This is a genomic window from Micrococcales bacterium (genome assembly GCA_016703125.1).
Lineage (GTDB): Bacteria > Actinomycetota > Actinomycetes > S36-B12 > UBA10799 > JADKAV01.
Genome location: JADJCR010000001.1, coordinates 133,956 through 156,192 on the forward strand (window position 1 = coordinate 133,956; position 22,237 = coordinate 156,192).

Annotated in this window: 19 protein-coding genes and 5 pseudogenes; 19 read left to right on the plus strand and 5 right to left on the minus strand. The window is 68.8% G+C overall.

Translation table 11 applies throughout. The features are described from left to right. The first annotated feature begins 29 nt into the window (after positions 1–29). The 3 genes and pseudogenes from leuC to IPG68_00650 all read left to right on the plus strand — a co-directional run bounded on the left by leuC (position 30) and on the right by IPG68_00650 (position 2,957). A pseudogene (gene leuC / locus IPG68_00640) lies at positions 30–1,429 on the plus strand (3-isopropylmalate dehydratase large subunit). Between the two features lie 2 nt (positions 1,430–1,431). After that, positions 1,432–2,019 (plus strand): 3-isopropylmalate dehydratase small subunit, encoded by a 588-nt coding sequence (leuD, locus tag IPG68_00645; GenBank protein ID MBK6761865.1) that lies wholly within the window; start codon positions 1,432–1,434, stop codon positions 2,017–2,019. 189 nt (positions 2,020–2,208) lie between these two features. After that, positions 2,209–2,957 (plus strand): annotated as a pseudogene (locus IPG68_00650) (HU family DNA-binding protein). A gap of 26 nt (positions 2,958–2,983) precedes the next feature. Here IPG68_00650 and cofC read toward each other — a convergent pair. Beyond that, positions 2,984–3,565, minus strand: a complete 582-nt coding sequence (cofC, locus tag IPG68_00655; protein ID MBK6761866.1) for a 2-phospho-L-lactate guanylyltransferase — start codon at positions 3,563–3,565, stop codon at positions 2,984–2,986. A 59-nt stretch (positions 3,566–3,624) separates the two neighbouring features. Here cofC and IPG68_00660 point away from each other — a divergent pair. Both IPG68_00660 and IPG68_00665 read left to right on the plus strand, forming a co-directional pair. Continuing rightward, positions 3,625–4,388, plus strand: a pseudogene (locus IPG68_00660) (1-acyl-sn-glycerol-3-phosphate acyltransferase). Beyond that, positions 4,389–5,405, plus strand: coding sequence for an NAD(P)-dependent glycerol-3-phosphate dehydrogenase (locus IPG68_00665; protein ID MBK6761867.1), 1,017 nt, complete (start codon positions 4,389–4,391; stop codon positions 5,403–5,405). 53 nt (positions 5,406–5,458) lie between these two features. On the opposite strand, the gene IPG68_00670 is transcribed toward IPG68_00665, so the two are convergent. Further along, positions 5,459–6,508 carry a PLP-dependent transferase gene (locus IPG68_00670; protein ID MBK6761868.1) on the minus strand — a complete coding sequence of 350 codons (1,050 nt, stop codon included), beginning with the start codon at positions 6,506–6,508 and terminating at the stop codon, positions 5,459–5,461. Between the two features lie 48 nt (positions 6,509–6,556). On the opposite strand from IPG68_00670, the pseudogene IPG68_00675 reads away from it, so the two are divergent. Together IPG68_00675 and IPG68_00680 are read left to right on the plus strand one after the other, a co-directional pair. Beyond that, positions 6,557–7,613: pseudogene (locus IPG68_00675) on the plus strand (D-alanine--D-alanine ligase). Next, the gene (locus tag IPG68_00680) at positions 7,610–8,230 is read left to right on the plus strand and encodes an N-acetylmuramoyl-L-alanine amidase (protein MBK6761869.1); all 621 of its coding nucleotides are present in this window, start codon (positions 7,610–7,612) and stop codon (positions 8,228–8,230) included. Before IPG68_00675 ends, IPG68_00680 begins: the two are co-directional and overlap by 4 nt. Position 8,231: 1 nt before the next feature. Here the strand turns inward: IPG68_00680 and IPG68_00685 are convergent, their stop codons facing one another. Continuing rightward, entirely contained in the window at positions 8,232–8,672 is a 441-nt protein-coding gene (locus IPG68_00685) for a DUF3515 domain-containing protein (GenBank protein MBK6761870.1), read from the minus strand. Continuing rightward, the gene (locus tag IPG68_00690; GenBank protein MBK6761871.1) at positions 8,648–8,884 is read right to left on the minus strand and encodes an Lrp/AsnC ligand binding domain-containing protein; all 237 of its coding nucleotides are present in this window, start codon (positions 8,882–8,884) and stop codon (positions 8,648–8,650) included. The genes IPG68_00685 and IPG68_00690 overlap by 25 nt, the downstream gene beginning before the upstream one ends. Positions 8,885–8,974: 90 nt before the next feature. Here IPG68_00690 and IPG68_00695 point away from each other — a divergent pair, with 90 nt between their 5' ends. Next, positions 8,975–9,925 (plus strand): thiamine-phosphate kinase, encoded by a 951-nt coding sequence (locus IPG68_00695; GenBank protein MBK6761872.1) that lies wholly within the window; start codon positions 8,975–8,977, stop codon positions 9,923–9,925. A gap of 111 nt (positions 9,926–10,036) precedes the next feature. Here the strand turns inward: IPG68_00695 and IPG68_00700 are convergent, their stop codons facing one another. Beyond that, on the minus strand, positions 10,037–10,228 hold the full coding sequence (locus tag IPG68_00700) for a 50S ribosomal protein L28 (GenBank protein ID MBK6761873.1): 192 nt from the start codon (positions 10,226–10,228) through the stop codon (positions 10,037–10,039). A 146-nt stretch (positions 10,229–10,374) separates the two neighbouring features. Here IPG68_00700 and IPG68_00705 point away from each other — a divergent pair, with 146 nt between their 5' ends. The 11 genes and pseudogenes from IPG68_00705 (at position 10,375) to smc (ending at position 22,142) form a co-directional block, all read left to right on the plus strand. Then, positions 10,375–11,955, plus strand: a complete 1,581-nt coding sequence (locus tag IPG68_00705; GenBank protein ID MBK6761874.1) for a DAK2 domain-containing protein — start codon at positions 10,375–10,377, stop codon at positions 11,953–11,955. A gap of 1 nt (position 11,956) precedes the next feature. Next, the gene (locus tag IPG68_00710) at positions 11,957–14,155 is read left to right on the plus strand and encodes an ATP-dependent DNA helicase RecG (protein MBK6761875.1); all 2,199 of its coding nucleotides are present in this window, start codon (positions 11,957–11,959) and stop codon (positions 14,153–14,155) included. Further along, a pseudogene (gene rsmD / locus IPG68_00715) lies at positions 14,152–14,713 on the plus strand (16S rRNA (guanine(966)-N(2))-methyltransferase RsmD). The gene IPG68_00710 and the pseudogene rsmD overlap by 4 nt, the downstream one beginning before the upstream one ends. Beyond that, positions 14,623–15,219: a pantetheine-phosphate adenylyltransferase gene (gene coaD / locus IPG68_00720; GenBank protein ID MBK6761876.1), complete on the plus strand. Its 597-nt coding sequence runs from the start codon at positions 14,623–14,625 to the stop codon at positions 15,217–15,219. The pseudogene rsmD and the gene coaD overlap by 91 nt, the downstream one beginning before the upstream one ends. A gap of 18 nt (positions 15,220–15,237) precedes the next feature. Continuing rightward, the gene (locus IPG68_00725) at positions 15,238–15,927 is read left to right on the plus strand and encodes a hypothetical protein (protein ID MBK6761877.1); all 690 of its coding nucleotides are present in this window, start codon (positions 15,238–15,240) and stop codon (positions 15,925–15,927) included. A gap of 90 nt (positions 15,928–16,017) precedes the next feature. After that, entirely contained in the window at positions 16,018–16,590 is a 573-nt protein-coding gene (locus IPG68_00730) for a DUF177 domain-containing protein (protein MBK6761878.1), read from the plus strand. Next, positions 16,591–16,764, plus strand: a complete 174-nt coding sequence (gene rpmF / locus IPG68_00735) for a 50S ribosomal protein L32 (GenBank protein MBK6761879.1) — start codon at positions 16,591–16,593, stop codon at positions 16,762–16,764. 67 nt (positions 16,765–16,831) lie between these two features. Further along, complete coding sequence (locus IPG68_00740) at positions 16,832–17,482, plus strand: ribonuclease III (GenBank protein MBK6761880.1); 651 nt, start codon at positions 16,832–16,834, stop codon at positions 17,480–17,482. Continuing rightward, complete coding sequence (gene mutM, locus IPG68_00745; protein ID MBK6761881.1) at positions 17,475–18,305, plus strand: bifunctional DNA-formamidopyrimidine glycosylase/DNA-(apurinic or apyrimidinic site) lyase; 831 nt, start codon at positions 17,475–17,477, stop codon at positions 18,303–18,305. Before IPG68_00740 ends, mutM begins: the two co-directional genes overlap by 8 nt. Positions 18,306–18,387: 82 nt before the next feature. After that, complete coding sequence (locus IPG68_00750; GenBank protein MBK6761882.1) at positions 18,388–18,567, plus strand: hypothetical protein; 180 nt, start codon at positions 18,388–18,390, stop codon at positions 18,565–18,567. A 125-nt stretch (positions 18,568–18,692) separates the two neighbouring features. After that, complete coding sequence (gene smc / locus IPG68_00755) at positions 18,693–22,142, plus strand: chromosome segregation protein SMC (protein ID MBK6761883.1); 3,450 nt, start codon at positions 18,693–18,695, stop codon at positions 22,140–22,142. The last annotated feature ends 95 nt before the right edge of the window (positions 22,143–22,237 follow it).

Below are 22,237 nucleotides of genomic sequence, written 5' to 3' on the forward strand. Positions count from 1 at the left end.
TCACTATGTGAGATGGCAAGGAGATCGCGATGGGCCGCACGCTGGCGGAGAAGGTGTGGGAAGCGCACGTGGTGCGCAGGGCCGAAGGGGAGCCGGACCTGCTCTACATCGACCTGCATCTGGTCCACGAGGTGACCAGCCCCCAAGCGTTCGACGGCCTGCGGGCCACGGGCCGCACTGTGCGGCGGCCTGATCTCACGTTGGCTACTGAGGATCACAACGTTCCCACCCTGGAGATCGACAAGCCCATCGCCGACCCGGTCTCGCGCGCCCAGGTCGATGCGCTGCGTCGCAACTGCGAGGAGTTCGGGGTCCCGATCCGGCCGCTCGGTGACCCTGACCAGGGGATCGTGCATGTGGTCGGGCCGCAGCTGGGCCTGACTCAGCCGGGGATGACGGTCGTCTGCGGCGACAGCCACACCTCCACTCACGGAGCCTTCGGCGCGCTGGCCTTCGGCATCGGCACCAGCGAGGTGGAGCACGTCCTGGCCACCCAGACCCTTCCTCTGAAGCCCTTCAAGACCATGGCGATCAACGTCGAGGGGCTGCTGCCGGAGGGCGTGACCGCCAAAGACCTGATCCTCGCGATCATCGCCAAGATCGGCACCGGCGGCGGGCAGGGGCACGTCCTGGAGTACCGCGGCTCGGCTATCGAGCAACTGTCCATGGAGCCCGCATGACGATCTGCAACATGTCGATCGAGGCCGGTGCCCGTGCCGGCATGATCGCCCCGGACGAGACCACTTTCGACTACCTGCGTGGGCGCGAACGGGCGCCGCAGGACTTCGATGCAGCAGTTGCGTACTGGCGAACGCTGGCCACCGACGACGATGCGGGATTCGACACGGAAGTGACCATCAACGCCTCGCAGTTGAGCCCGTTCGTCACGTGGGGCACCAATCCCGGGCAGGGCTTGCCGCTGAGTGCCTCCGTGCCGTCGCCGGATGACTTCGCCGAACCCACACAACAGGCAGCGGCCCGCAAGGCGCTGCAGTACATGGGCCTGGAGCCGGGCACGCCGCTGAAGGACATCGCGGTGGACACCGTCTTCCTCGGGTCCTGCACGAACGGTCGCATCGAGGACCTGCGGGCAGCCGCCGACATCCTGCGCGGACGGAAGGTCAGCGACGCGGTGACGATGCTCGTCGTGCCCGGTTCGGTCAAGGTCCGGCTGCAGGCGCAGGCCGAGGGCCTGGACAAGGTGTTCGAAGCCGCCGGTGCGCAGTGGCGTAACGCCGGTTGTTCGATGTGCCTGGCGATGAACCCCGACAAGTTGCGCCCGCAGGAGCGCAGCGCGTCGACGTCGAACCGCAATTTCGAAGGCCGGCAGGGACCGGGCGGGCGGACCCACTTGGTCTCCCCGCAGGTGGCTGCCGCCACTGCAGTGGCCGGTCATCTAGCGGCTCCGAGCGATCTGGTGGAGGTCTGAGCATGGAGAAGTTCACGAGTCACACAGGGGTGGCTGCGCCGCTGCGCCACTCCAACGTCGACACCGACCAGATCATCCCGGCCGAGTACCTCAAGCGGATCACCCGCACCGGCTACGAGGACGCACTGTTCTCCGCCTGGCGGCAGGATCCGGACTTCGTCCTCAACCATCCGGCCCATGGATCCGCATCGATCCTTGTGGCGGGTCCCGACTTCGGCACCGGTTCCTCCCGCGAGCACGCCGTGTGGGCCCTGAGTGACTACGGCTTCCGGGTGGTGATCTCGTCGCGATTTGCCGACATCTTCCGCGGGAATGCGGGCAAGGGCGGCCTGGTGACGGCTGAGGTCGAACAGGATGTGGTCGAGCGTCTGTGGGCCATCCTCGACGCAGCCCCGGGGACGCAGGTCACGGTGGATCTGCAGGCGAAGCAGGTCCACGTAGGTGATCTGGTCGCGGACTTCGTCATCGATGAGTACGTGCGTTGGCGCCTGCTGGAAGGCCTCGACGACATCGGGATCACGCTGCAGCACGCCGATGCGATCACTGCGTTCGAGCAGCGGCGGCCTGACTTCCTCCCGACGACTGCCTGACGGCTGTGCGCAGGCGGTGCCGCACCGCTGGAAAGATCGCGCTGATCGGTGCACATCACGGCGTTTCCTGGGTAGTGTTCGAGGCACCCGAACGGTAGCCATGATCGTGAATGCGGCGTGGCGCCCACATAGCCAACCATGGGGGTCCTAGGGTGCGAAGCACCGAGTCTCCCAACCGGAGGAAAGAACGTGAACAGAAAAGAACTCGTCGAGGCGGTCGCGGAGCGTCTCGAGGCCAGTCGCCAAGAGGCCTCAGAGGCTGTTGAGGCGGTCATCGAGACCATCAAGAGCGAGGTGGCCAAGGGCGAAAAGGTCGCGATCAGCGGCTTCGGGATCTTCGAGCAGATCCAGCGCAATGCGCGCACCATGAAGAGCCCGTTCGACGGCCGCACGATCAAGGTGAAGGCCAAGCCGGTGCCGAAGTTCAAGGCAGGTGCGGAGTTCCGTGCCTTCGTGGAGAACCCTCGCGCGGCGTTGAAGAAGGCCCAGGCCCGTGCCAAGCAGGCGCAGGCCAGCGCGAAGAAGGCCCCGGCTAAGGCCGCGGCTTCGGCCAAGAAGACGACGACGGCGGCCAAGACCGCCGCCAAGGAGGCCCCGGCCAAGACCACCGCTGCGGTCAAGAAGACGACCACGGCGGCCAAGACCGCTGCGAAGAAGGCTCCGGCCAAGACCACGGCGGCTGCGAAGAAGACCACCGCCGCTGCGAAGAAGGCTCCGGCCAAGACCACGGCGGCTGCGAAGAAGACCACCGCTGCGGCGAAGAAGGCTCCGGCCAAGACCACGGCGGCTGCGAAGAAGACCACGGCCGCTGCGAAGAAGGCTCCGGCCAAGACCAGGCTCCGGCCAAGACCACGGCCGCCGCGAAGAAGACCACGGCCGCCGCGAAGAAGGCTCCGGCGAAGAAGGCTCCGGCCAAGAAGCCCACGAGCAAGAAGTAACTCGCGTTCTCAGGGGCCGATCCGGATCACCGGGTCGGCCCCTGAGCGTGTGTCAGGACGCTGGCGGTGTGCCGGCCGAGTCCCAGTCGGCGTGCGATCTCCAGGTCGGCCGCAGTGTCGACATCCACCGTCAGTCCGCACTCGGGCACAATGATGCGCCGGTTGCCGGCTGCTTCATGTCTGGCCGCGGAACCCGGCCCGAACTCCGGCACCAGATCCGTGCCGAAGAGCATCGTGGTGCCTGTGCCCGCGCGGTCGGGCACGAAGCCGGACTCCGAGGACGCCAGTACTTCCAGCAGGTGCTCCGGGCGGACCGCGGGCACATCCGGCAGCAGGACTGCACTTCGGCCTTTGCCGAGGGCGGCGCCGATCGCTTCGTTGAGACTGCCGGCATGGTCGAGGGTCGTGGCGCCATCGCAACGGGCGATGTTCCGCAGGTCCGGATCGGGGGTCACCACAACGACCTCCCCGAGTTCCGTGGCCAGCGCCGCGGCCACGCAGTCGCGCAACATCGCCACGATGAGGGCCTCCCGGAAGGCCGGCGAAGCGGCCACGCGGGTCTTGCCCCGCAGACGTCCTTTCACGGGCAGGATGAACTGCACACCCAATCGTGTCAGCCTGCAGGGATCGGTCGACAGCAGGACCCCGCCGCGCGATGATCGGCAGCATGTCCTCCCGTCACGGCACCCGCAGACTGGGTCCGTACTACCGCTTCGCGGCCTTGGTCCTGAAGCCGCCGATGACGGTGCTGACACGGCGGGCCTGGCACGGCGAGGAGTACCTGCGGCAGGACTACCCACCCACCGACGGCATCGTTGTGGTCTCCAACCACGTGTCGTGGTTCGACCCGATCCCCTGGCCCACATCCTGTGGAACAACGGCCGGTCGCCGCGGTTCTTGGCAAAGGAGGCGATCTTCCACGTCCCCGGAGTCGGTCAGATCATCGGTGGTGCCGGACAGATTCCGGTGTTGCGGGAGACGCAGAACGCTGCGGAGTCCGTGAAGGCCGCGGTGGCGGCGGTCAACGACGGGGAGGCGGTGGTGGTCTACCCGGAGGGGACGATCACCCGCGACCCGGATCTGTGGCCGATGAGTGGCAAGACCGGGGCGGCCCGGATCGCCCTGCTGTCCGGCGCACCCGTCATCCCGATCGCACAGTGGGGCGCGCAATACGTGATGGGTCCCTACGTCAAGGAGTTCAAGGTGTTCCCGCGGAAGACGATGCACATGCAGGTGGGGCCGCCGGTCGACCTCGACGACCTGCGGGCAGAGTCGCTGACCTCCGAGGTCCTCGCCGCTGCTACCGCCCGGATCATCGACCGGATCACCGAGTTACTGGAGGACATCCGTGGCGAGAAGGCGCCGCCCGGACGACTCGACTACAAGGCCTGGCGGCAGGCGCGTGAGACTGACAAAACAGAGGAGAGTTAGATGCGACGCATCGCAGTGATGGGAAGTGGTTCTTGGGGAACCGGGTTCGGGATGGTGCTGGCGGATGCTGGCGGGGATGTGGCGATGTGGGCGCGGGAGCCTGCCGTGGCTGACGACATCAACCAGAACCATCGGAACGACCATTACCACGAAGGGATCGAACTCCCGCCGTCGATGTGGGCCAGTGGGGATCCGGTGGGGGTGTTGCGGGGGGCGCAGATCGTGGTCCTGGCCATCCCCTCCCAGACGCTGCGGGAGAACTTGTCGGTGTGGAAGGAGTACCTGAACCCTGACGCGACCTTGGTGTCCTTGATGAAGGGCATCGAGTTGGGCACCGTGATGCGTATGTCCCAGGTCATAGCTGAGGTGACCGGCTTCCCCGAATCGCAGGTGGCGGTGGTCTCCGGGCCGAACCTCGCACGTGAGGTCGCCCAGCGGCAGCCTGCGGCAACAACCGTCGCGTGCGCCGATCAGGGGCGTGCACAGAACCTCGCGGAGGCGACGACCACGGCGTACTTCCGCCCGTACTACACCACTGATGTGATCGGCGCCGAACTCGGCGGAGCGGTGAAGAACGTCATCGCGCTGGCCAACGGCATGGCCTACGGTCTGGGTTTCGGCGAGAACGCGCAGGCATCGCTCATCACCCGTGGTCTGGCCGAGATGTCGCGGCTGGGCGAAGCTCTGGGGGCCAATCCGCTGACCTTCCTGGGTCTGGCCGGCATCGGCGATCTCATCGCGACGTGCACCTCGCCGCTGTCACGCAACCGCACGTTCGGGGAGAACCTCGGCCGGGGACTCACCGTGGACGAGACGATAGCCAAGACCCAGCAGACCTGTGAGGGGGTCAAGAGCTGCGAGTCGATCCTGGATCTGGCCACCCGCAACGGGGTGGACATGCCCATCACGGAGCAGGTGGTGCGGGTGGTGCATCACGGCATGCCCCCGCGACAGATGCTGGCCAACCTGATGTCGCGTGATCGCAAGGCCGAACAGGGCCACGAGGGCCTGTCCTGAGGCCGGGCCGCAGGCCGCGAGCGCCGACCCTGAACCGTGCAACCGTCGCGGTGCTACCGAGCCTCTCCGCCCGGTAGCGCTGCGGCCAAGTCCTTCCACAGGTCGTCGACATGCTCGATACCGACCGACAGGCGCAGCAGTGCTGGGTCCACGAGGTCGGATTCGAGGCGGTGGCGGCGCCGCCGTTCCAGCGTCGACTCCACGCCGCCCAGACTCGTCGCATGGGTCCACACCCGGACCCGGTCGCACACCGATTCGGCGGCTTGCGGACCACCGCGCGGAATGACTGCGAGCAGCGGCGGGATGAGGTCCATCTGTCGTGCTGCCAGGTCGTGGTCGGGATGGGTGGGCAGTCCCGGGTACACGACCTCGGTCACACCGGGGTGCGTTGAGAGGCGCTCGGCGAGAACTGCGGCGTTGGCGCTCGCCCGCCGGTAGCGCACGTCGAGTGTCCGTACCCCGCGCAGCGCCAACCAGGCCTCCATGGGACCGGCGATCGCGCCCGTGAGCTCCCGGTGCTCGCGGAATCGCTGTGCGAGATCTGCGTCACGGCACACCACCGCGCCCAGGATCACGTCGGAATGCCCCGACAGGAACTTCGACACCGAATGCACGATCACGTCCGCGCCCAGTTGCAGGGGGCGTTGTGCCAGTGGCGTGGCGAAGGTGCTGTCGACGACGGTGACGCCCCCCATCCCGGCGTGCGCCGCGATGTCGTACACCCGCAGGTGCGGGTTGCTCGGGGTCTCCAGCCAGCGCGTCTGCGCGGTTGGGTCGTCGAGGGGTACCCGGATGATCTCGCGCGAAGCCAGCAGGGCGGCGGTGCCGGAGTAGACCACGGCCGGGGTGGCCAAGGTGACCGGCGCGTGGAGGTCCAGCACCGCACTGATGGCCGCCATGCCGGAGGCGAACAGGACCGCGTGGCCGCCTTCGAGGCCGCCGAGCACTGCCTCGAACGCACGACTGTTGCGGGCGTCGTGGCGAGCGTATTCGATGTCCCCACCGGCGGCCAGTGCGGAGGCGAACTCCACCGGGAGGTTCAGTGGGGCGTCGGCGTGTGGCGTGGGCCGTCCACCCGCAACGGCGATCGTTGCGCGGTCCATCGAACCTCCTGGATTAGGGTCGTAATCGTGTCTGAGTCGCGGATCCGTGTGGGCGTCCTCTACGGAGGGACGAGTTCGGAGCACAGCATCAGTTGTGTGTCTGCGGGCAGCGTACTGCGGGCTCTCGACCCGGAGCGGTTCGAGGTCGTGCGCATCGGCATCGACCGGCTCGGGACGTGGCGCCTGGACGACCAGGACCTGTCCCGGTTGCGGCTCGGCGCGCAGCTGCCCGAGGTGCTCAGGGGACCCGAGGTCAGCCTGATGCTCGACCACACCCGCAAGGGACTGCTCGTGGACGGTGAGTACGTGCCACTGGATGTGGTGTTCCCGATCCTGCACGGGCCGTTCGGCGAGGACGGCACGGTGCAGGGCCTGTTCGAGGTGGCCGGCCTGCCATATGTGGGCTCGGGGGTGCTGGCCTCAGCGCTGGCTATGGACAAGATCTCGTTCAAGCAACACATGGCGGCTGCCGGTATCGACGTGGGTTCGTTCGTGGCGTTCACCGCGGACCAGTGGCGGTCCGACCCGGCGCACCTGCAGTCGCAGATCTCGGGACTCGGGTGGCCGGTCTTCGTCAAGCCGAGTCGCGCGGGCTCCTCGCAGGGCATCTCGAAGGTGCACGGGCCCGGCGAGTTGCGCACCGCCATCGAGGAAGCGTTGCGCCACGATCCCCGACTGATCGTCGAAGCGGGGGTGCAGGACGCGCGTGAGGTCGAGGTGGGGGTCCTGGCCACCCCGCATCCTGAAGTGAGCCTGCCCGGCGAGATCGTTGTGCGTACCGGCCACGAGTTCTACGACTTCGAGGCCAAGTACCCTCGACGACTCCGTCGACCTCGTGATCGACCCGGAGTTGCCCAGCCCCGTGGTGGACGGGATCCGGCACGTGGCGCAGGAGGCCTTCCGCGTGGCGATGTGCGAGGGATTGGCGCGGGTGGACTTCTTCGTGTCCGGTGAGCGGGTGATCCTCAACGAGATCAACACGATGCCGGGCTTCACGTCAGCGTCGATGTTCCCGCTGGTCTGGGAGGCCACGGGGCGCACGTACAGTGACGTGGTGACCAGCCTCATCGACGATGCCCTGCTCCGGGGAGTGGGCCTGCGATGATCGAGATGTTCCTGCCACTGGTGCCGCCGGTCGACACGACCGTGGTTCCGCGGCCGCCGATCGTCGTCAAGTACATTCCCTACGGCAAGCAGCGCAAGAAGCAGATGGCCGGGTACTCCTTGCGCCACTACGGCGTGCGGACCTGGCAACTGACCGACCCGAGGGTCGTCGTACTGCACTACACGGTCAGCAACACCGCCTCCTCGCCGTGGAACCTCTTCGCCAGCAACAGCGCCTCGCCGGGACCGGCCGGCTCGAGGCCGGAGAAGCCGGGTGGGTGTACGCACTTCATCGTCGACAAGGACGGCACGATCCTGCAACTCGCTCCGCTGCGCATCATGTGCCGGCATGCGATCGGGATCAACGACCGCTCCGTGGGGATCGAGTTCGTCGAGATGTCCTCGGCCTCCAACATCCTGCAACGGCCCAAGCAGCGGCGGGCGGGGGTGCGATTGGTGCGCTGGCTGCAGTCCGAACTGGGGATCACGAAGCAGAACGTGATCGGCCACCGCATGGTCAACGACTCCCCGCACTTCCACGAACGCGTCAAGGGCTGGCGCAACGACCACACGGACTGGAGTGCCCCTCAGGTGCGGGTCTTCCGCAAGTACCTGTGACTCAGGGGGCCGCACCGGCGGGGCCGCTGACTTCGGTGTGCTGAGTCATGGCCGGGGCCAGGTCCACCAGGGGATTGACCTGGGTCTGATGGGTGTCCGGAACATAGACCTGGACCAGCGGGCTGCGGCCCACCGCCGTGAACACGTAGCCGTCGGACTGTTCCTCGGCGAACCACGAGATCTCGTTCACCACGACCATTTCTGAGGTCTTCTGGTAGCCCGCCGGTGTGGCGACGCCGCATCGCAGCACGATGCGGGGATCACCCCACGCCGCGGCGTACTCCGACCGTCCGGTGTCCTCGTCGCCGTCCAGTGTGCGTGGCAGGGCCTCGACCAAAGCGCGACAGGGTGCCTCGTCGGACGGCGACGGGTCGGCAGCCGGGATCTGCGCCGCGGAGCAGCCCGCGAGCAACAGGACTAGGACAAGTGCACGACGGGGCACGTGAGGGTGCGCGTGATTCCGGGAACGGCCTGGACTTTAGCCACGACCATCTGGCCGAGTTGATCGACGGAGTCCGCCTCGCCGCGAACGATGACGTCGTAGGGGCCGGTGACGTCGTCGGCCTGGGTGACACCGGAGATCTTGCGGATCTCCTCGGCGACCCTGGATGCCGAGCCGACTTCGGTCTGGATCAGGATGTAGGCCTGGACCACGGTTCCTCCTACGCGGTAGATGCTAGGAGACTATCTTGACCACGGGGACAACGACATGACGGGGACGACGATGACTGGGTGGGTGGCGCGATGAGCGGGCAGACGGTGGCCGATATCGGGGAGTTCGGGCTGATCGCGGCCCTGCAGAGCCGGCTGGCGTCCGCGCCCGCGGTGGAGGTGCCGTCCGGTGACGACGCCGCCGTGCTGCGGTGGAGCAACGAGCGGCTGGTGGTCAGCACGGACATGCTCGTGCAGGACCGTCACTTCCGTATCGAGTGGTCCTCGCCGGAAGACATCGGGCACAAGGCCGCTGCGCAGAACTTCGCCGATCTCACCGCGATGGGGGCCCGGCCGGTCGCGCTGACGGCGGCGATCGCGCTGCCGCCGGAGACCCCGGTGGAATGGGTGCTGGGTGTGATGGATGGGCTGGTCGCCGAAGCCGCCGACCTTGGCTCGGCCGTGGTGGGCGGGGATGTCACCCGGGCGTCGTCGGTCACCATCTCGGTCACCGCGCTGGGGGTGCCGGCGGGTTCCCGGCTCGTGCGTCGTGACGGTGCCCGGCCGGGGGACGTGGTCGCTGTCTGCGGCCGCCTCGGGTGGGCGGCGGCTGGCCTCGCCGTGCTGGGCCGCGGCTTCCGCTCGCCGCGGATCGTGGTCGACGCGCACCGCAGGCCGCACCCGCCGTACTCCGCAGGTGCACTGGCGGCAGCCGCTGGCGCCACCGCGATGATCGACGTCAGCGACGGGTTGCTGGGGGACCTGGGTCACATCGCCGCGGCCTCAGGGGTGCAGATCGTGCTGGACACCGACGCGCTGCCGATCGACGACCAGATCCGCGAGACCGCTTCGGCCTTCAACGCCGACCCGCTGGGCTGGGTCGTCGCCGGTGGGGACGACCACGCGCTGGCCGCCACGTTCCCGGCCGGGACCGCGCTGCCGAGCGGGTTCGTCGCCATCGGTGAGATCGTCGAGGGCAGTGGCGTGGAGGTGCCGGGATACCGGCACATCGGGGCACCGGGGTTCGACCACTTCCGGGACTGATTCCGGGTCAGTCGGCAAAGATGTAGAGATCGGGCACGCGCACGACAGTGACGGCCGGACCCAGAGACGAGAACCTCAGAAGGTCGCCCCGCAGGGCGGGTGCATCGGGCCTCAGACGGCGCGGGTGACCTTGCCGGCCTTCAGGCAGCTGGTGCACACGTTCAGGCGCTTCGGTGCCTTGCCGACGAGCACGCGCACGGACTGGATGTTGGGGTTCCAGCGGCGCTTCGTGCGGCGGTGCGAGTGGGAGATGTTGTGGCCGAAGCCGGGACCTTTGCCGCAGACATCGCAGTTGGCAGCCACAGGTACTCCTTAGGTGAACGTCTGATCGTCGTGGTGCGCGACGTCGAGGGCGCGCGCAATCCTCCCCAGGATAGCCGATGCTCCCTCATGTGCCCACCGCCCCCGTTACCCTTGGATGACGTCGACGCAGGGAGGAGCCTGAAGCGATGAGCGAGGTCACCCTCGACGCCACCGCCCTGCGCAACTGGATGCGTCTGAGTCAGCAAGCGCTGGCCCAGCGGCGGGCGGAAATTGATGCGCTGAACGTGTTCCCCGTCCCCGACGGCGACACCGGGACCAACATGTACCTCACCGTGGAGGCCGCCGCACTGGCGGCCTCCGAGGTGACCGACCCGGCCAGTGTGCCCGGCCCCACGGCTGACGCAATGGCGCGGGGGGCTCTGCTGGGGGCCCGGGGCAACTCCGGGGTGATCCTCAGCCAACTCCTGCGAGGGCTGGCCGACGTCATTGCGACCACTGACGCGCCCACCGGGCAGACCTTAGTGGCAGCCCTCGCGCGCGCCGCCGATCTGGCGTATGCGGCCGTGAGCCGACCGGTCGAGGGCACTGTGCTGACGGTGGCCAGGGCGGCGGCGGAGGGGGCAGCAGCCAACGGGGACGCCGGTGTGGCGGAGGTGGCGAGGGCCGCCACTGAGCACGCCCACCGCGCTCTGGCCAAGACGCCGACCCAGTTGCAGGCGCTGGCCGATGCAGGGGTCGTGGACGCCGGCGGCAAGGGCTTGGTCGTGGTGCTGGATGCCTTGGTCGAGGTGCTCACCGGCGAGGTGCACCCCGACGAGCCCGAGCCCGTGGTCGTGGCGCACGAGCCGATGCCACACGGGGAGTACACGGGACCGCGGTATGAGGTCATGTACCTGCTCGACGCCGAGGACGACGGCATACCCGCCTTGCGCACCCGCCTGGATGCCATGGGTGACTCGTTGGTCGTCGTCGGTGGCGGGGGGCTGTGGAACGTACATGTGCACACCGACACCATCGGCGCATCCGTGGAGGCAGGCATCGATGCGGGGCGTCCGCACCGGATCGCGGTGACCGACCTGATCGAGCAGCAACGCCACCTTCCGCGCGAGATCACCCGGGTGGTGGTGGCCGTGGCCCATGGGCCCGGCGTGGCCGAACTGCTGGAGGAGTCGGGGGCGGTGGCCGTGCGCACCCCGCCCAAGGGACGCCCGAGCACGCGTGACTTCGTGCGCGCAGTGACATCCTGCGGTGCCCGCGAGGCACTGCTGTTGCCCTCGGATTCCGACTCCACTCCGGTGGCCAAGGCGGCTGCGGAGTTTCTACGCGACGACGACATCCGCGTGGCGGTGGTGCCGAGTCGTTCCGTGGTGCAGACGCTGGCCGCAGTGGCGGTGCACGACCCGTCGATCAGCTTCGACGATGACGTGGTCACCATGGCGCGGGCGTCGAGCGCGACCCGGTACGGCGGGGTGACGGTGGCCAGCAAGGAGGCCATCACCACCGCGGGTCGCTGCCAGATCGGCGACGTCCTGGGTCTGGTCGACGGCGACATCGTCGAGATCGGCGATTCCGTGGAGGATGTCGCCTTGCGGGTGATCGACCGCATGAGCAGCACCACCTCCGAACTCGTCACGCTGGTGACGGGGACCGAGGCGCCGCCGGACCTGGTCGGCGCGGTCGAACAGCACCTGCGGGCCGCAATGGTCGACCTGGAGGTCGTCAGCGGCGGACAGCCGTACTGGCCTGTCATCATCGGCGTGGAATAGCGTGGCGCACCTCGGATCACCGCTGGCGGACGTGCTCGGCGGGCGCAGTGCGGGCAGTCTGCACAAGTCGCACGGCGTCAGCACGTGTGAGGACCTGCTGTGGGTGTTCCCCCGCCGTTACCAGGACATGACCCGGCTCACCGACATCGGCGGCCTCCACGTCGGTGATGTGGCCACTGTCCTGGCCCGCGTGAAGAACGCCAGCACCCGGTCGACCCGTAACGGCCGCATGCTCAACGCCGTCATCACCGACGGACGCAACGACCTGCATCTGGCCTTCTTCCGCCGCATCCAGCACTTCGAGGAGATGCTGCGACCGGGCCGGGTCGGCTTGTTCAGCGGGAAGGTCGGCGCATACCGCGGCCAGTTGCAGTTGGCGCACCCCATGTGCGTGATGTCTCCGAAGGGGGTGGGTGACGACGCCGAGGAGGTGGAAGCCTTCCTCGCCACCATCAATCCGATCTACCCGGCGACGGCCAGCATCCCCTCCTGGCGGGTAGGGAAGTCCGTGAAGTTGGTGCTGGACGCCGTGGATCTCTCGGAGGACCCGGTGGACGAACTGGCCCGGCAGAAGCGCGCACTGCTGGGCCAGCAGGAGGCCTTCCAGGCGCTGCACACCCCGACGTCACTGGACTTGGTCGAACCGGCGCGGCGCCGGTTCACCTACCAGGAGGCCTACGTCCTGCAGACCGTTCTGGCACTGCGGCGCCAGGCGATGGCACACAGCCGCGCCACGGCGCGCCCCGGCTCCCTCCGAGGGTTGGCGGCAGCCATCGAGGACCGCCTGCCGTTCGCCCTGACCACCGGCCAGCAGGAGGCCGTGGCCGCCATCCGGGCGGACCTGGCCGAGCCGACACCCATGCAGCGTCTGCTGCACGGGGAGGTGGGCGCAGGGAAGACGCTGGTGGCACTGCTGGCCATGGCCACCGTCGTGGACTCCGGCGGACAGGCGGTGCTGCTGGCCCCCACTGAGGTCCTGGCCCAGCAGCACCACGCCTCGATCAGCGCCCTGTTGGGCGAACTGGCCCACGCCGGGACCCTGCTGGGCGGCGAGCAGGGCACCCAGGTGGTGCTGCTGACCGGGTCGGCCGGTGCGGCGGCCCGCCGGGATGCCCTGCTGCAGATCGTCTCGGGGCAGGCGGGGATCGTCGTGGGCACCCACGCGCTGCTCAGTGAGGCGGTCCAGTTCGCAGAGTTGGGCTTGGTGGTCGTGGACGAGCAGCACCGTTTCGGGGTGGAACAGCGGGCCGCCCTGCTCGATCGCGGCGCCGGCGCGTCGCGGCCCCACCTGCTGGTCATGACGGCGACCCCGATCCCGCGCACGGTGGCCATGACGGTGTTCGGTGACCTGGATGTCACGACGCTGCGCGAACTGCCGGCCAACCGTGCCGGTGTGAGCACGTTCGTGGTCAACGAGTCCCTGGCCCCCCGCCACGCCGAGCGCACGTGGGAGCGGGTCGTGGAAGAGGTGTCCGCCGGGCGCAAGGTCTACGTCGTGTGCCCCCGGATCGGTGACGGTGCGACCTTCGAGCCCGACCCTGACCTGCCGGAAGACCTCGCCGAACTCGACTTCCCCACCCCGGAGAGCACCCGGGGTGTCCTGCAGACCGCGGAGGAACTCGCCGACGGCCCGCTGGCGGGTGTGCGGGTCAGTGTGATGCACGGCCGGTTGCCGGCGGCGGAGAAGTCCGATGTGATGCGGCGGTTCGCGGCCGATCCGGCCACCGCCGATGCGATCGACGTGCTCGTGGCCACCAGCGTCATCGAGGTGGGGGTGGATGTGCCGTCGGCGACCGTGATGGTCGTCCTCGACGCCGAGTCGTTCGGGGTCTCCCAGTTGCACCAGTTGCGCGGTCGCGTGGGCCGGGCGGACCTGCCTGGGCTGTGCCTGCTGTGCACCCGCAATCCCGAGGCCACCGAACGGTTGGAGAAGGTCGCTGCCACGACCAACGGCTTCGACCTGGCCCGCATCGATCTCGAACAGCGCAAGGAGGGTGACGTGCTGGGCACCGCTCAGTCGGGCCGGCTCACCCGGTTGCGGTTGCTGCGGGTCATCCGTGACGAGCAGATCATCGAGCAGGCGCGCGCCGATGTGGCCGATCTGCTCGCCCGCGACCCGGGCCTGCGAGAGCATGCGACGCTGCGCGCGATGGTCAACCGGTGGCAATCCGCGGGAGCCGACTACGTGGAGAAGACGTGACCCGGATCATCGCCGGGCGGGCCGGGGGGCGCCGGCTCAAGGTGCCCGCGACCGCCACCAGGCCGACCAGCGACAGGGTCAGGAGTCGGTGTTCGCGTCGCTGGCCAGCGTCGTGGACCTCGCCGGGCCCGCGTCCTGGACCTCTTCGCCGGCTCCGGGGCCCTGGGTCTGGAAGCGCTGTCCCGGGGAGCTCACCAGGTCGTTCTGGTGGAGCAGTCGCCAGCGGCCGCGCGCGTCATCGCCGACAACATCCGGACCTTGTCGTTGCCCGGGGCCACCGTCCGGCGCGCCAGTGTCCAGTCCTACCTGACCGGCGGGGCGCAGCAGTTCGACCTGGTGGTCCTGGATCCGCCGTACGAACTGACCACGGGCGCGGTGGAGGACATCCTGGCGGCGCTGACGAGCGGGTGGTTGGCCGACGGTGCGGTGGTCGTCGTCGAACGCAGCGCCACCAGCGAACCGCCTCGATGGCCCGACGGTTTCGACGACGCGTGGAGTCGCCGCTTCGGGGGGACCCATGTGCAGCGGGCGGTTTGGTACCGTCACCGGAAGGCCTAGATCCCAGCGCGAGGAGCCCAACGGTGCGCAGAGCGGTTTGCCCCGGGTCGTTCGACCCCGTGACCAACGGTCACCTGGACATCGTGGGGCGGGCGAGCAACCTGTTCGACGAGGTGGTCGTCGCCGTGCTCATCAACAAGAAGAAGCAGGGGATGTTCACTGTCGAGGAACGCATCGGCCTGCTGCAGGAGGTCACCGCCGACTTCCCCAACGTCGTGGTCGGCTCCTTCCACGGGCTGCTGGTCGACTTCTGCAAGGACCGCGGGATCCAGGCGATCGTCAAGGGCCTGCGGGCGGTCAGCGACTTCGACTACGAGTTGCAGATGGCGCAGATGAACTACCAGTTGTCCGGGGTGGACACCGTCTTCGTGTCGACCAACCCGCTCTATTCGTACTTGTCCAGTTCGCTGATCAAGGAGGTCGCCACGTACGGCGGGGATGTCTCCAACATGCTGCCCGGCGTGGTCAACGACCGTTTGCTCGAACGTGTGGCTAATACTGGGTGAGAGAGTTGGGAGGCCCGCATGGAGGTCTACGAACGACTGGATGACCTGGTCGACCTGATCGAAGGCGCGCGCGGCGTCCCGTTGTCCGACTCCTGCGTCATCAACCGCACCATCGCACTGGAGCTGCTGGAGGCGGTGCGGGCCCTCATGCCTGCGTCCCTGCGCGACGCGGCGACGATCCTCGCCGACCGCGACGACGTCCTCGAGGATGCTGCCCGGGAAGCGGAGTCACGGATCGCTGCGGCACAGGACGACGCGGATGCGACGCTGACGCGCGCGGAGAACGAAGCCGCGGCGCTGATGTCACGTGGCCAGGCCGACGTCGACCAGGTCCTGGCCCAGGCCCAGTCGGACGCGGCGCGCACGGTGGACCGTGCCCGCGCGGAGGCTGAGCGACTGGTGGCGGCGGACACCATCCGGCTGGAGGCCGAGCGGCAGGCGAAGGCCCTGCGTCAACAGGCTGACAGCGATGCCGCACGCGTTCGGGCCGAGGCGGACATCTATGTGGACAAACGCCTGGCCAACCTGGAGGACACCTTGCGGGCGGCCCTGGATCAGATCGGTCGTGGGCGGCGACGCAGCAACGCCGGATCTGCGTCGGCCGCACCACCGCCGGAGGGCGAGGGCGGGATCTACGACTTCACCCAGGACCCGGAGGTTGCCGGGGATCTGGTCGGTGGGCGTCGGCGCAGCGGTCGGCAGGCTTGATACCCTGGGGTCCAGCGGCGCTGTAGCGCGATCGTCGGCATGCCCTGATCCCGACGACGCTGCGCCCCCGACGAGCCCAAGGACATGCCGATGACGACCAGCGCCGGTGCGCCGTTCGTGGTCGACGTGCGCCGGTTGATCGGCAAACCGGGGGCCTACCAGCGCATCGAACTCACCGAACCTGCCGGCGCGGGAGTGTCGACGGCGGTCGTCACCGTCGACCCGGCCGAGCCGGCACGCGCCGAGGTGATGCTGGAGTCGGTGCGCGAGGGGATCCTCGTGACCGGGACCGCCACCACGACTGCCGATGCGGTGTGCAGCAGGTGCCTGGACCCGGTGCGGGTGCCGCTGGCCGCGGACCTGCAGGAGTTGTACGCCTGGACCGCGCAGGAGGCCGAGGTCGACGACCTCGGTGAGCTCGGCCCCCATCTGCAGGGGGAGTCACTGGATCTGCATCCGGCGATCCGGGACGGGCTGATCCTGGAGATGCCGCAGGCACCATTGTGTGATCCCGACTGCCCCGGTCTGTGCCCGCAGTGCGGGGCGCGGCTGGCAGACGACCCCGAGCACCATCACGATTCATCCGACCCCCGCTGGGCGGCGTTGTCCGCCCTCAAGGACGGCCTGCTCACCGAGCAGGCCGACGTATCCAAGGAGAAGTAAGTGGCCGTTCCGAAGCGCAAGACCTCGCGCAGCAACACCCGGTCCCGCCGGTCGCAGTGGAAGACCTCCGCGGCGACGCTGGCCACGTGCAAGCAGTGCGGCATGCCCAAACTCCCGCACACGGCGTGCCCGGAGTGCGGCACTTACGCCAAGCGGCGCGTCCTCGACGTCTGATCGCGGCGGCGCGAGGGTGACGGGGATCGAACTCACCGGGCTGGTGCACCGGCTCGGGCTGTCCAGCATGCCCGAGGAGTTGCCCTTGGCGATGGTGCACCGGTCGTACTCCTACGAGAACGGCAGGATCCCCACCAACGAGCGACTGGAGTTCCTCGGCGACTCCGTGCTCGGCGTGGTCATCACCGATCACCTCTTCCGTTCCTTTCCGGACCTTCCGGAAGGGCAACTTGCGAAGATGCGCTCCGCGCTGGTCAACGCGCAGTCGTTGGCAGGGATAGCGGGCGCCGTCGGCGTCGGCGAGTACCTGCTGCTCGGTCGCGGCGAGGAGGGCACCGGCGGGCGCGGAAAGGCGTCGATCCTCGCAGACGCCCTCGAGGCCATCATCGGCGCCGTCTACCTGCAGGCGGGGATTGCCGGGGCGGGGGAGTTCATCCTGCGACTGTTCGACGACCTGCTGCATACGGTGCCGGAACTCGGCGCCGGACTGGATTGGAAGACCAGCCTGCAGGAACTCAGCGCCCAGTTGGGCCAGGGTTCGCCGGAGTACCTGGTCACCGGCGACGGCCCGGACCACGCCCGGATGTTCACCGCACAAGTGCGCGTCGGCGACCGACTCTTCGGCCATGGGCAGGGCCGCACGAAGAAGCAGGCCGAGCAGCAGGCCGCGCAGACCGCCTTCGACGAGGTGCGCGAGGCTTTCGCCGACGATGCCTGAGCTGCCGGAGGTCGAGGTCGTCCGACGCGGCTTGGAGCACTGGACGGCCGGGCGCACCATTGCGGGGGTCGAGGTCCGGCACCCCCGGGCCGTACGCCGGCACCCCGGATCACCCCGCGACTTCGAGTCGCGCCTGCTGGGCGTCCAACTCACGCACGTGGACCGGCGCGGGAAGTTCCTCTGGTGGCCGATCGGTGACGCCGCACTGGTGGGCCACCTCGGCATGTCGGGCCAGTTCCGAGTGGAGGCCGCGCCGGGCGACCACACCCGAATCACCTTCGACCTCGGCCTGCCACTGCTCTTCGACGATCAGCGCACCTTCGGCGGGATGTGGGTGGAACCGCTGGAGAACGGTCTTCCGTTGTCGCTGCAGCACATCGCGCCCGACCCCTTCTCCGCACGGTACGACCGCGCCCGCGTCGTGCACACGATCCGCAGGCGACGCGCGCCGATCAAGGCCTTACTGCTGGACCAGGGTGTCGTGTCCGGCATCGGGAACATCTACGCCGATGAGGCCTTGTGGCGCGCCCGCGTGCATTGGCGCACCCCAGGAGATGCGCTCAGCGCGCGCCGCGTGGGCATGCTGCTCGACGCAGCCGCCGCGGTCATGCGGCAGGCGATGGACGCCGGCGGGACCTCGTTCGACCGGCTCTACGTCAACGTCAACGGCAGCAGCGGTTACTTCCAGCGGGAGTTGTCGGCGTACGGTCGCGCGGGGCTGCCCTGCCCGCGTTGCGGTGCACCCATCGTGCGGGAACCGTTCGCCAACCGGTCCTCCTACCGATGTCCACGCTGCCAGCGGCAACCGGCGTGTTCTGCTTGACGATGCTCGATGCGTTATGTCAGCCTGATATATGGGGCGCTGTTCCCTTGCCGCCCTGTCCAACCCTGTACGGAGGACTCCGATGGCCAAGGCGGTCTATACCCCTGGCGCACAGTACGACCCCCGGCTGCTGGCCGAGTTGGTGTCTTTGCGTGCCCGCGTCGCCGAGTTGGAGCGCGAGGTCAGCGCTCTGAAGGTCGAGCAGGCGACATTCGAGGACGAGGTGCTGTCCCTGTCGTCGCAGCCACCCGTCCTGGCCTGATCCGCCACGTGCCGCCCCGCGTGGCGTTGCCGGCCAGTCGCCGTTCAGAGGCGTACTGTGAGGGTCTTCCCCGCTAGCGGGCCGTGAGGTCCGTCTGTGACCGTATGCGCGGCAGGAGGCCCGGAGTGCATCTGAGGAGTCTGACCCTTCGGGGATTCAAATCCTTCGCGACATCGACCACCATCGACCTCGAACCCGGCATCACGTGTGTGGTGGGTCCCAACGGATCGGGCAAGTCCAACGTCGTGGACGCGATCGCGTGGGTCATGGGCGAGCAGGGCGCGAAGAGCCTGCGCGGCGGCAAGATGGAGGACGTCATCTTCGCGGGTACCTCCGGGAAGGCGCCGCTGGGTCGCGCTGAGGTGGAGTTGACCATCGACAACTGCGACGGGGCGCTGCCGATCGACTACTCCGAAGTGACGATTCGGCGCACCTTGTTCCGCAGCGGGGGGTCCGAGTACGCGATCAACGGTCAGACCTGTCGCCTGCTGGACGTGCAGGAACTGCTCGCGGATTCCGGCATCGGCCGCGAGATGCACGTGATCGTGGGCCAGGGCCGCCTCGACGCCATCCTGCATGCCAGCCCGGAGGATCGTCGCGGCTTCATCGAAGAGGCGGCCGGGGTCCTCAAGCACCGCCGCCGCAAGGAGAAGGCGCTGCGCAAGCTCGAGCAGATCCAGCAGAACCTCAACCGCCTCACCGATCTCGCGGCCGAGTTGCGCCGGCAGCTCAAGCCGTTGGGCAGGCAGGCCGAAGTGGCCCGCCGGGCGGCCACCATCCAGGCCGATGTGCGGGATGCGCGTCTGCGACTGCTGGCCGATGACGTGGCCACCGTGCAGTACGAGTTGGCGCAGGAGCAGGCCGATGAGAGCGCCGCCAAGGCTGAGCGGGAGCGGGTGGAGGAGCAACTGACCGCGGCTCGGTCGGCGCAGGCGGATCTGGAGTCGCGGCTGCAGCACATCGCTCCGCGGCTGCATGAGGTGCGCACCCGCTCGCTGGACCTCACCCGTCTGCGCGAGCGGATGAACTCCCTGGTCGCTCTCATCGGGGAACGCCGGCGTTCGCTGGAACGCGAGCAACTCGAGTTCAGCTTCGGCGTCGACCCGGAGGATGTGCAGAGGCAGGCCGATGCGGTCGCACGGGAACTGGCCGATCAGGGCGAGGTCCTTTTGCAGGCACGCGGGGAGTTCGAGGCGGCCCGGGATGCCGCAGAAGCTGTGGGCACCCGCGTCCGCGAGGAGCAGCAGCAGGTGGCCGATGCCGAGCGGGCACTGACCGACCACCGGCAGCAGGCCGCCGCGGAGCAGGCAGTGACCGGCGGGGAACGCCTGGTGGCGGCGACACAGAATCGGGCCGACCGGCTGGGTGAACAGTACGAGCCCGCAGCACGCGAAGCCGCGGAGGCAACGGCCGCCGTGGCTCAGTTGCCCCCGGCCGAAGTCGTCGATGAGGTGGCGGACGTCGCCGGCGCCGACAAGACGATGCTCGACGCCGAGCGGTCCGTGGAACTGGCCCGCGCCGAACTGTCCGCCCAGGAGCAGCGCCGGGCTTCCCTGACCGCGCGCTGCGAGGCTCTGCGCAGCGCACTGGCCCATGACACCGACAGCGCCGTCGGCCCGGAGGCGCAATACGGCACCCTGGACAGCGTCATCCGGGTGCGTCCGGGCTTCGAGAAAGCGGTCGCCGCGCTGCTCGGCGCACACGCCCGCGCCACGGTGTTGCGCGAGGGCCAATCACCGGGGGCGGTCCTGCAGGCCGCGGGTGACGACGAATCGCTGCGACTGGTCTTGGCAGGCACGCCGTGGGACGCCGCGAGTCCGGTCCTAGAGTACATCGAGGCCCCCGAGTATCTGCACGGCGCACTGCACCACATCTTGCGCGGATGTGCCATCGCCACGGACCTTGCCGACGCCGAGACGCTGGTGTCCCAGGACCCGCACACGCTCGTGGCGACGCTCACCGGCCAGGTGCTCGGACGCGGCGTGGCCTGCCAGGGTTCCGACGGTGGCAACGTCATGGCCCTGCGCAACGCACTGGAACAGGCCACGGAGGAACTCGTCGCGACGGAGGCCTGCTGGCGCCGAGCCGTCGACCACGTGACGCGGGTCGATGCACAACTGAGCGCCGCGCGGCAGGAGCGCGACGAGGTGCGCAACGCAGTCGCCCGGCAGCAGGCCCGTGCCGCCGCCGCGGCCGAGCGTGATGTCCACGTGCGCCAGCGAGCCGTGGCGACCGCCCGTCGCCTGGAGCAGGTGAGCGCGGAGCGCGACGAGGTATCCGCTGCGCTGGCATCCCACGTCGCGGACCTGCACTCGGCGCGCCAGCACCTTGCCGCATTGCAGACTCGGGGCGTCCCCGCTGTGGACCGCTCCCGGCTGGAAGGCCTGCTCGCCGAGCAGGAACGGGCTCGTCACGCCCACCACGAGTCGAGCCTTACCGTGCGTTCCGCGCAGGAGCGGTACTCCGCCCTTCAATCCCGCCACCAGGAACTCGATGAACAGGTCCGGCAGGCCCACGAGGCGGTGGCGGCCGCGGCGCGGCGCCGTGTGGAGCGCGAACAGGCACTGCTGACCCTCGGGGCACTTGGCGACCTCGCCCGGCGTACCTCGGTGATGGTCGAGGCCGACGCGGGCTCAGTGGAGGCAGAACTGGCCACTCTCGAGGCCGAGCAGGAGCAGACGCAGTCCCGGCACTCCCAGGCGCGGGCTTCGGCACTTGAACTGGCATCCGAGGTCGGGCGCCTGACACAGGACGTCCACCGCGACGAGGTGCTGCGCGCCGGGAAGCGGGCGACCCTCGACCAGTTGACGGAGAAGGCGCTCGAGGAGTTCGGACTCACCGTCGAGGACCTGGTTGCGGAGTACGGCCCCGAACAACTGATCGCCGGCGCGGAGGGTGAGGAGCCCCAGGCGTACGACCGGACGGTCCAGCAGAGGCGGTTGAAGGAGGCAGAACGGGGCTTGGCGCTGCTCGGGCGGGTCAATCCCTTGGCCCTCGAGGAGTTCGCTGCCATGGAGGAGCGGCACACGCACCTGGTCAATCAGATCGAGGACGTCAAGAAGAGCCGGGAGGACCTGCTCGATATCGTCGCGGACGTCGACACCCGCGTGCAGCAGGTGTTCTCGGAGGCGTATGCCGATGTGGCGCGCGAGTTCGAGTACACCTTCTCGCGACTGTTCCCGGGCGGTCAGGGGCGGCTGATCCTCACGGACCCGGACGACCTGCTGGCCACCGGCGTGGAGGTCGAGGCCCGGCCGCCCGGCAAGAAGATCAAACGCCTGTCGTTGCTGTCCGGTGGGGAGCGCAGCCTCACGGCCGTGGCCTTCCTGGTGGCGCTGTTCAAGGCGCGGCCATCGCCGTTCTATCTGCTAGACGAGGTGGAGGCCGCCCTCGACGATGTCAACCTCGGCCGGCTCATCGGGTTGCTCGAAGAACTCCGGCAGACCTCGCAGTTGTTGGTGATCACCCACCAGAAGCGAACGATGGAGATGGCCGACGCGCTGTACGGCGTGACCATGCGTACCGGGGTCACCGAGGTGATCAGCCAGCGGATGCGTCAACTGCAGCCTGTCTGACGGCTGCCTCACCCCGGCACCCGCGGGTCGGATCGGTGAAGTGCCGCACCCAGGGGCCGGTTCGCGAGACCACCGCCCTGCGGTGCCGGCGTCAG

Excerpts from the sequence above, each read along its gene's own strand:
- leuD (MBK6761865.1), top strand. The coding sequence starts at position 1,432 with ATGGAGAAGTTCACGAGTCACACAGGGGTGGCTGCGCCGCTGCGCCAC.
- IPG68_00665 (MBK6761867.1), top strand. The coding sequence starts at position 4,389 with ATGCGACGCATCGCAGTGATGGGAAGTGGTTCTTGGGGAACCGGGTTC.
- IPG68_00670 (MBK6761868.1), bottom strand. The coding sequence starts at position 6,508 with ATGGACCGCGCAACGATCGCCGTTGCGGGTGGACGGCCCACGCCACAC.
- IPG68_00680 (MBK6761869.1), top strand. The coding sequence starts at position 7,610 with ATGATCGAGATGTTCCTGCCACTGGTGCCGCCGGTCGACACGACCGTG.
- IPG68_00695 (MBK6761872.1), top strand. The coding sequence starts at position 8,975 with ATGAGCGGGCAGACGGTGGCCGATATCGGGGAGTTCGGGCTGATCGCG.
- IPG68_00705 (MBK6761874.1), top strand. The coding sequence starts at position 10,375 with ATGAGCGAGGTCACCCTCGACGCCACCGCCCTGCGCAACTGGATGCGT.
- coaD (MBK6761876.1), top strand. The coding sequence starts at position 14,623 with ATGGCCCGACGGTTTCGACGACGCGTGGAGTCGCCGCTTCGGGGGGAC.
- IPG68_00725 (MBK6761877.1), top strand. The coding sequence starts at position 15,238 with ATGGAGGTCTACGAACGACTGGATGACCTGGTCGACCTGATCGAAGGC.
- IPG68_00730 (MBK6761878.1), top strand. The coding sequence starts at position 16,018 with ATGACGACCAGCGCCGGTGCGCCGTTCGTGGTCGACGTGCGCCGGTTG.
- IPG68_00740 (MBK6761880.1), top strand. The coding sequence starts at position 16,832 with ATGCCCGAGGAGTTGCCCTTGGCGATGGTGCACCGGTCGTACTCCTAC.
- mutM (MBK6761881.1), top strand. The coding sequence starts at position 17,475 with ATGCCTGAGCTGCCGGAGGTCGAGGTCGTCCGACGCGGCTTGGAGCAC.
- IPG68_00750 (MBK6761882.1), top strand. The coding sequence starts at position 18,388 with ATGGCCAAGGCGGTCTATACCCCTGGCGCACAGTACGACCCCCGGCTG.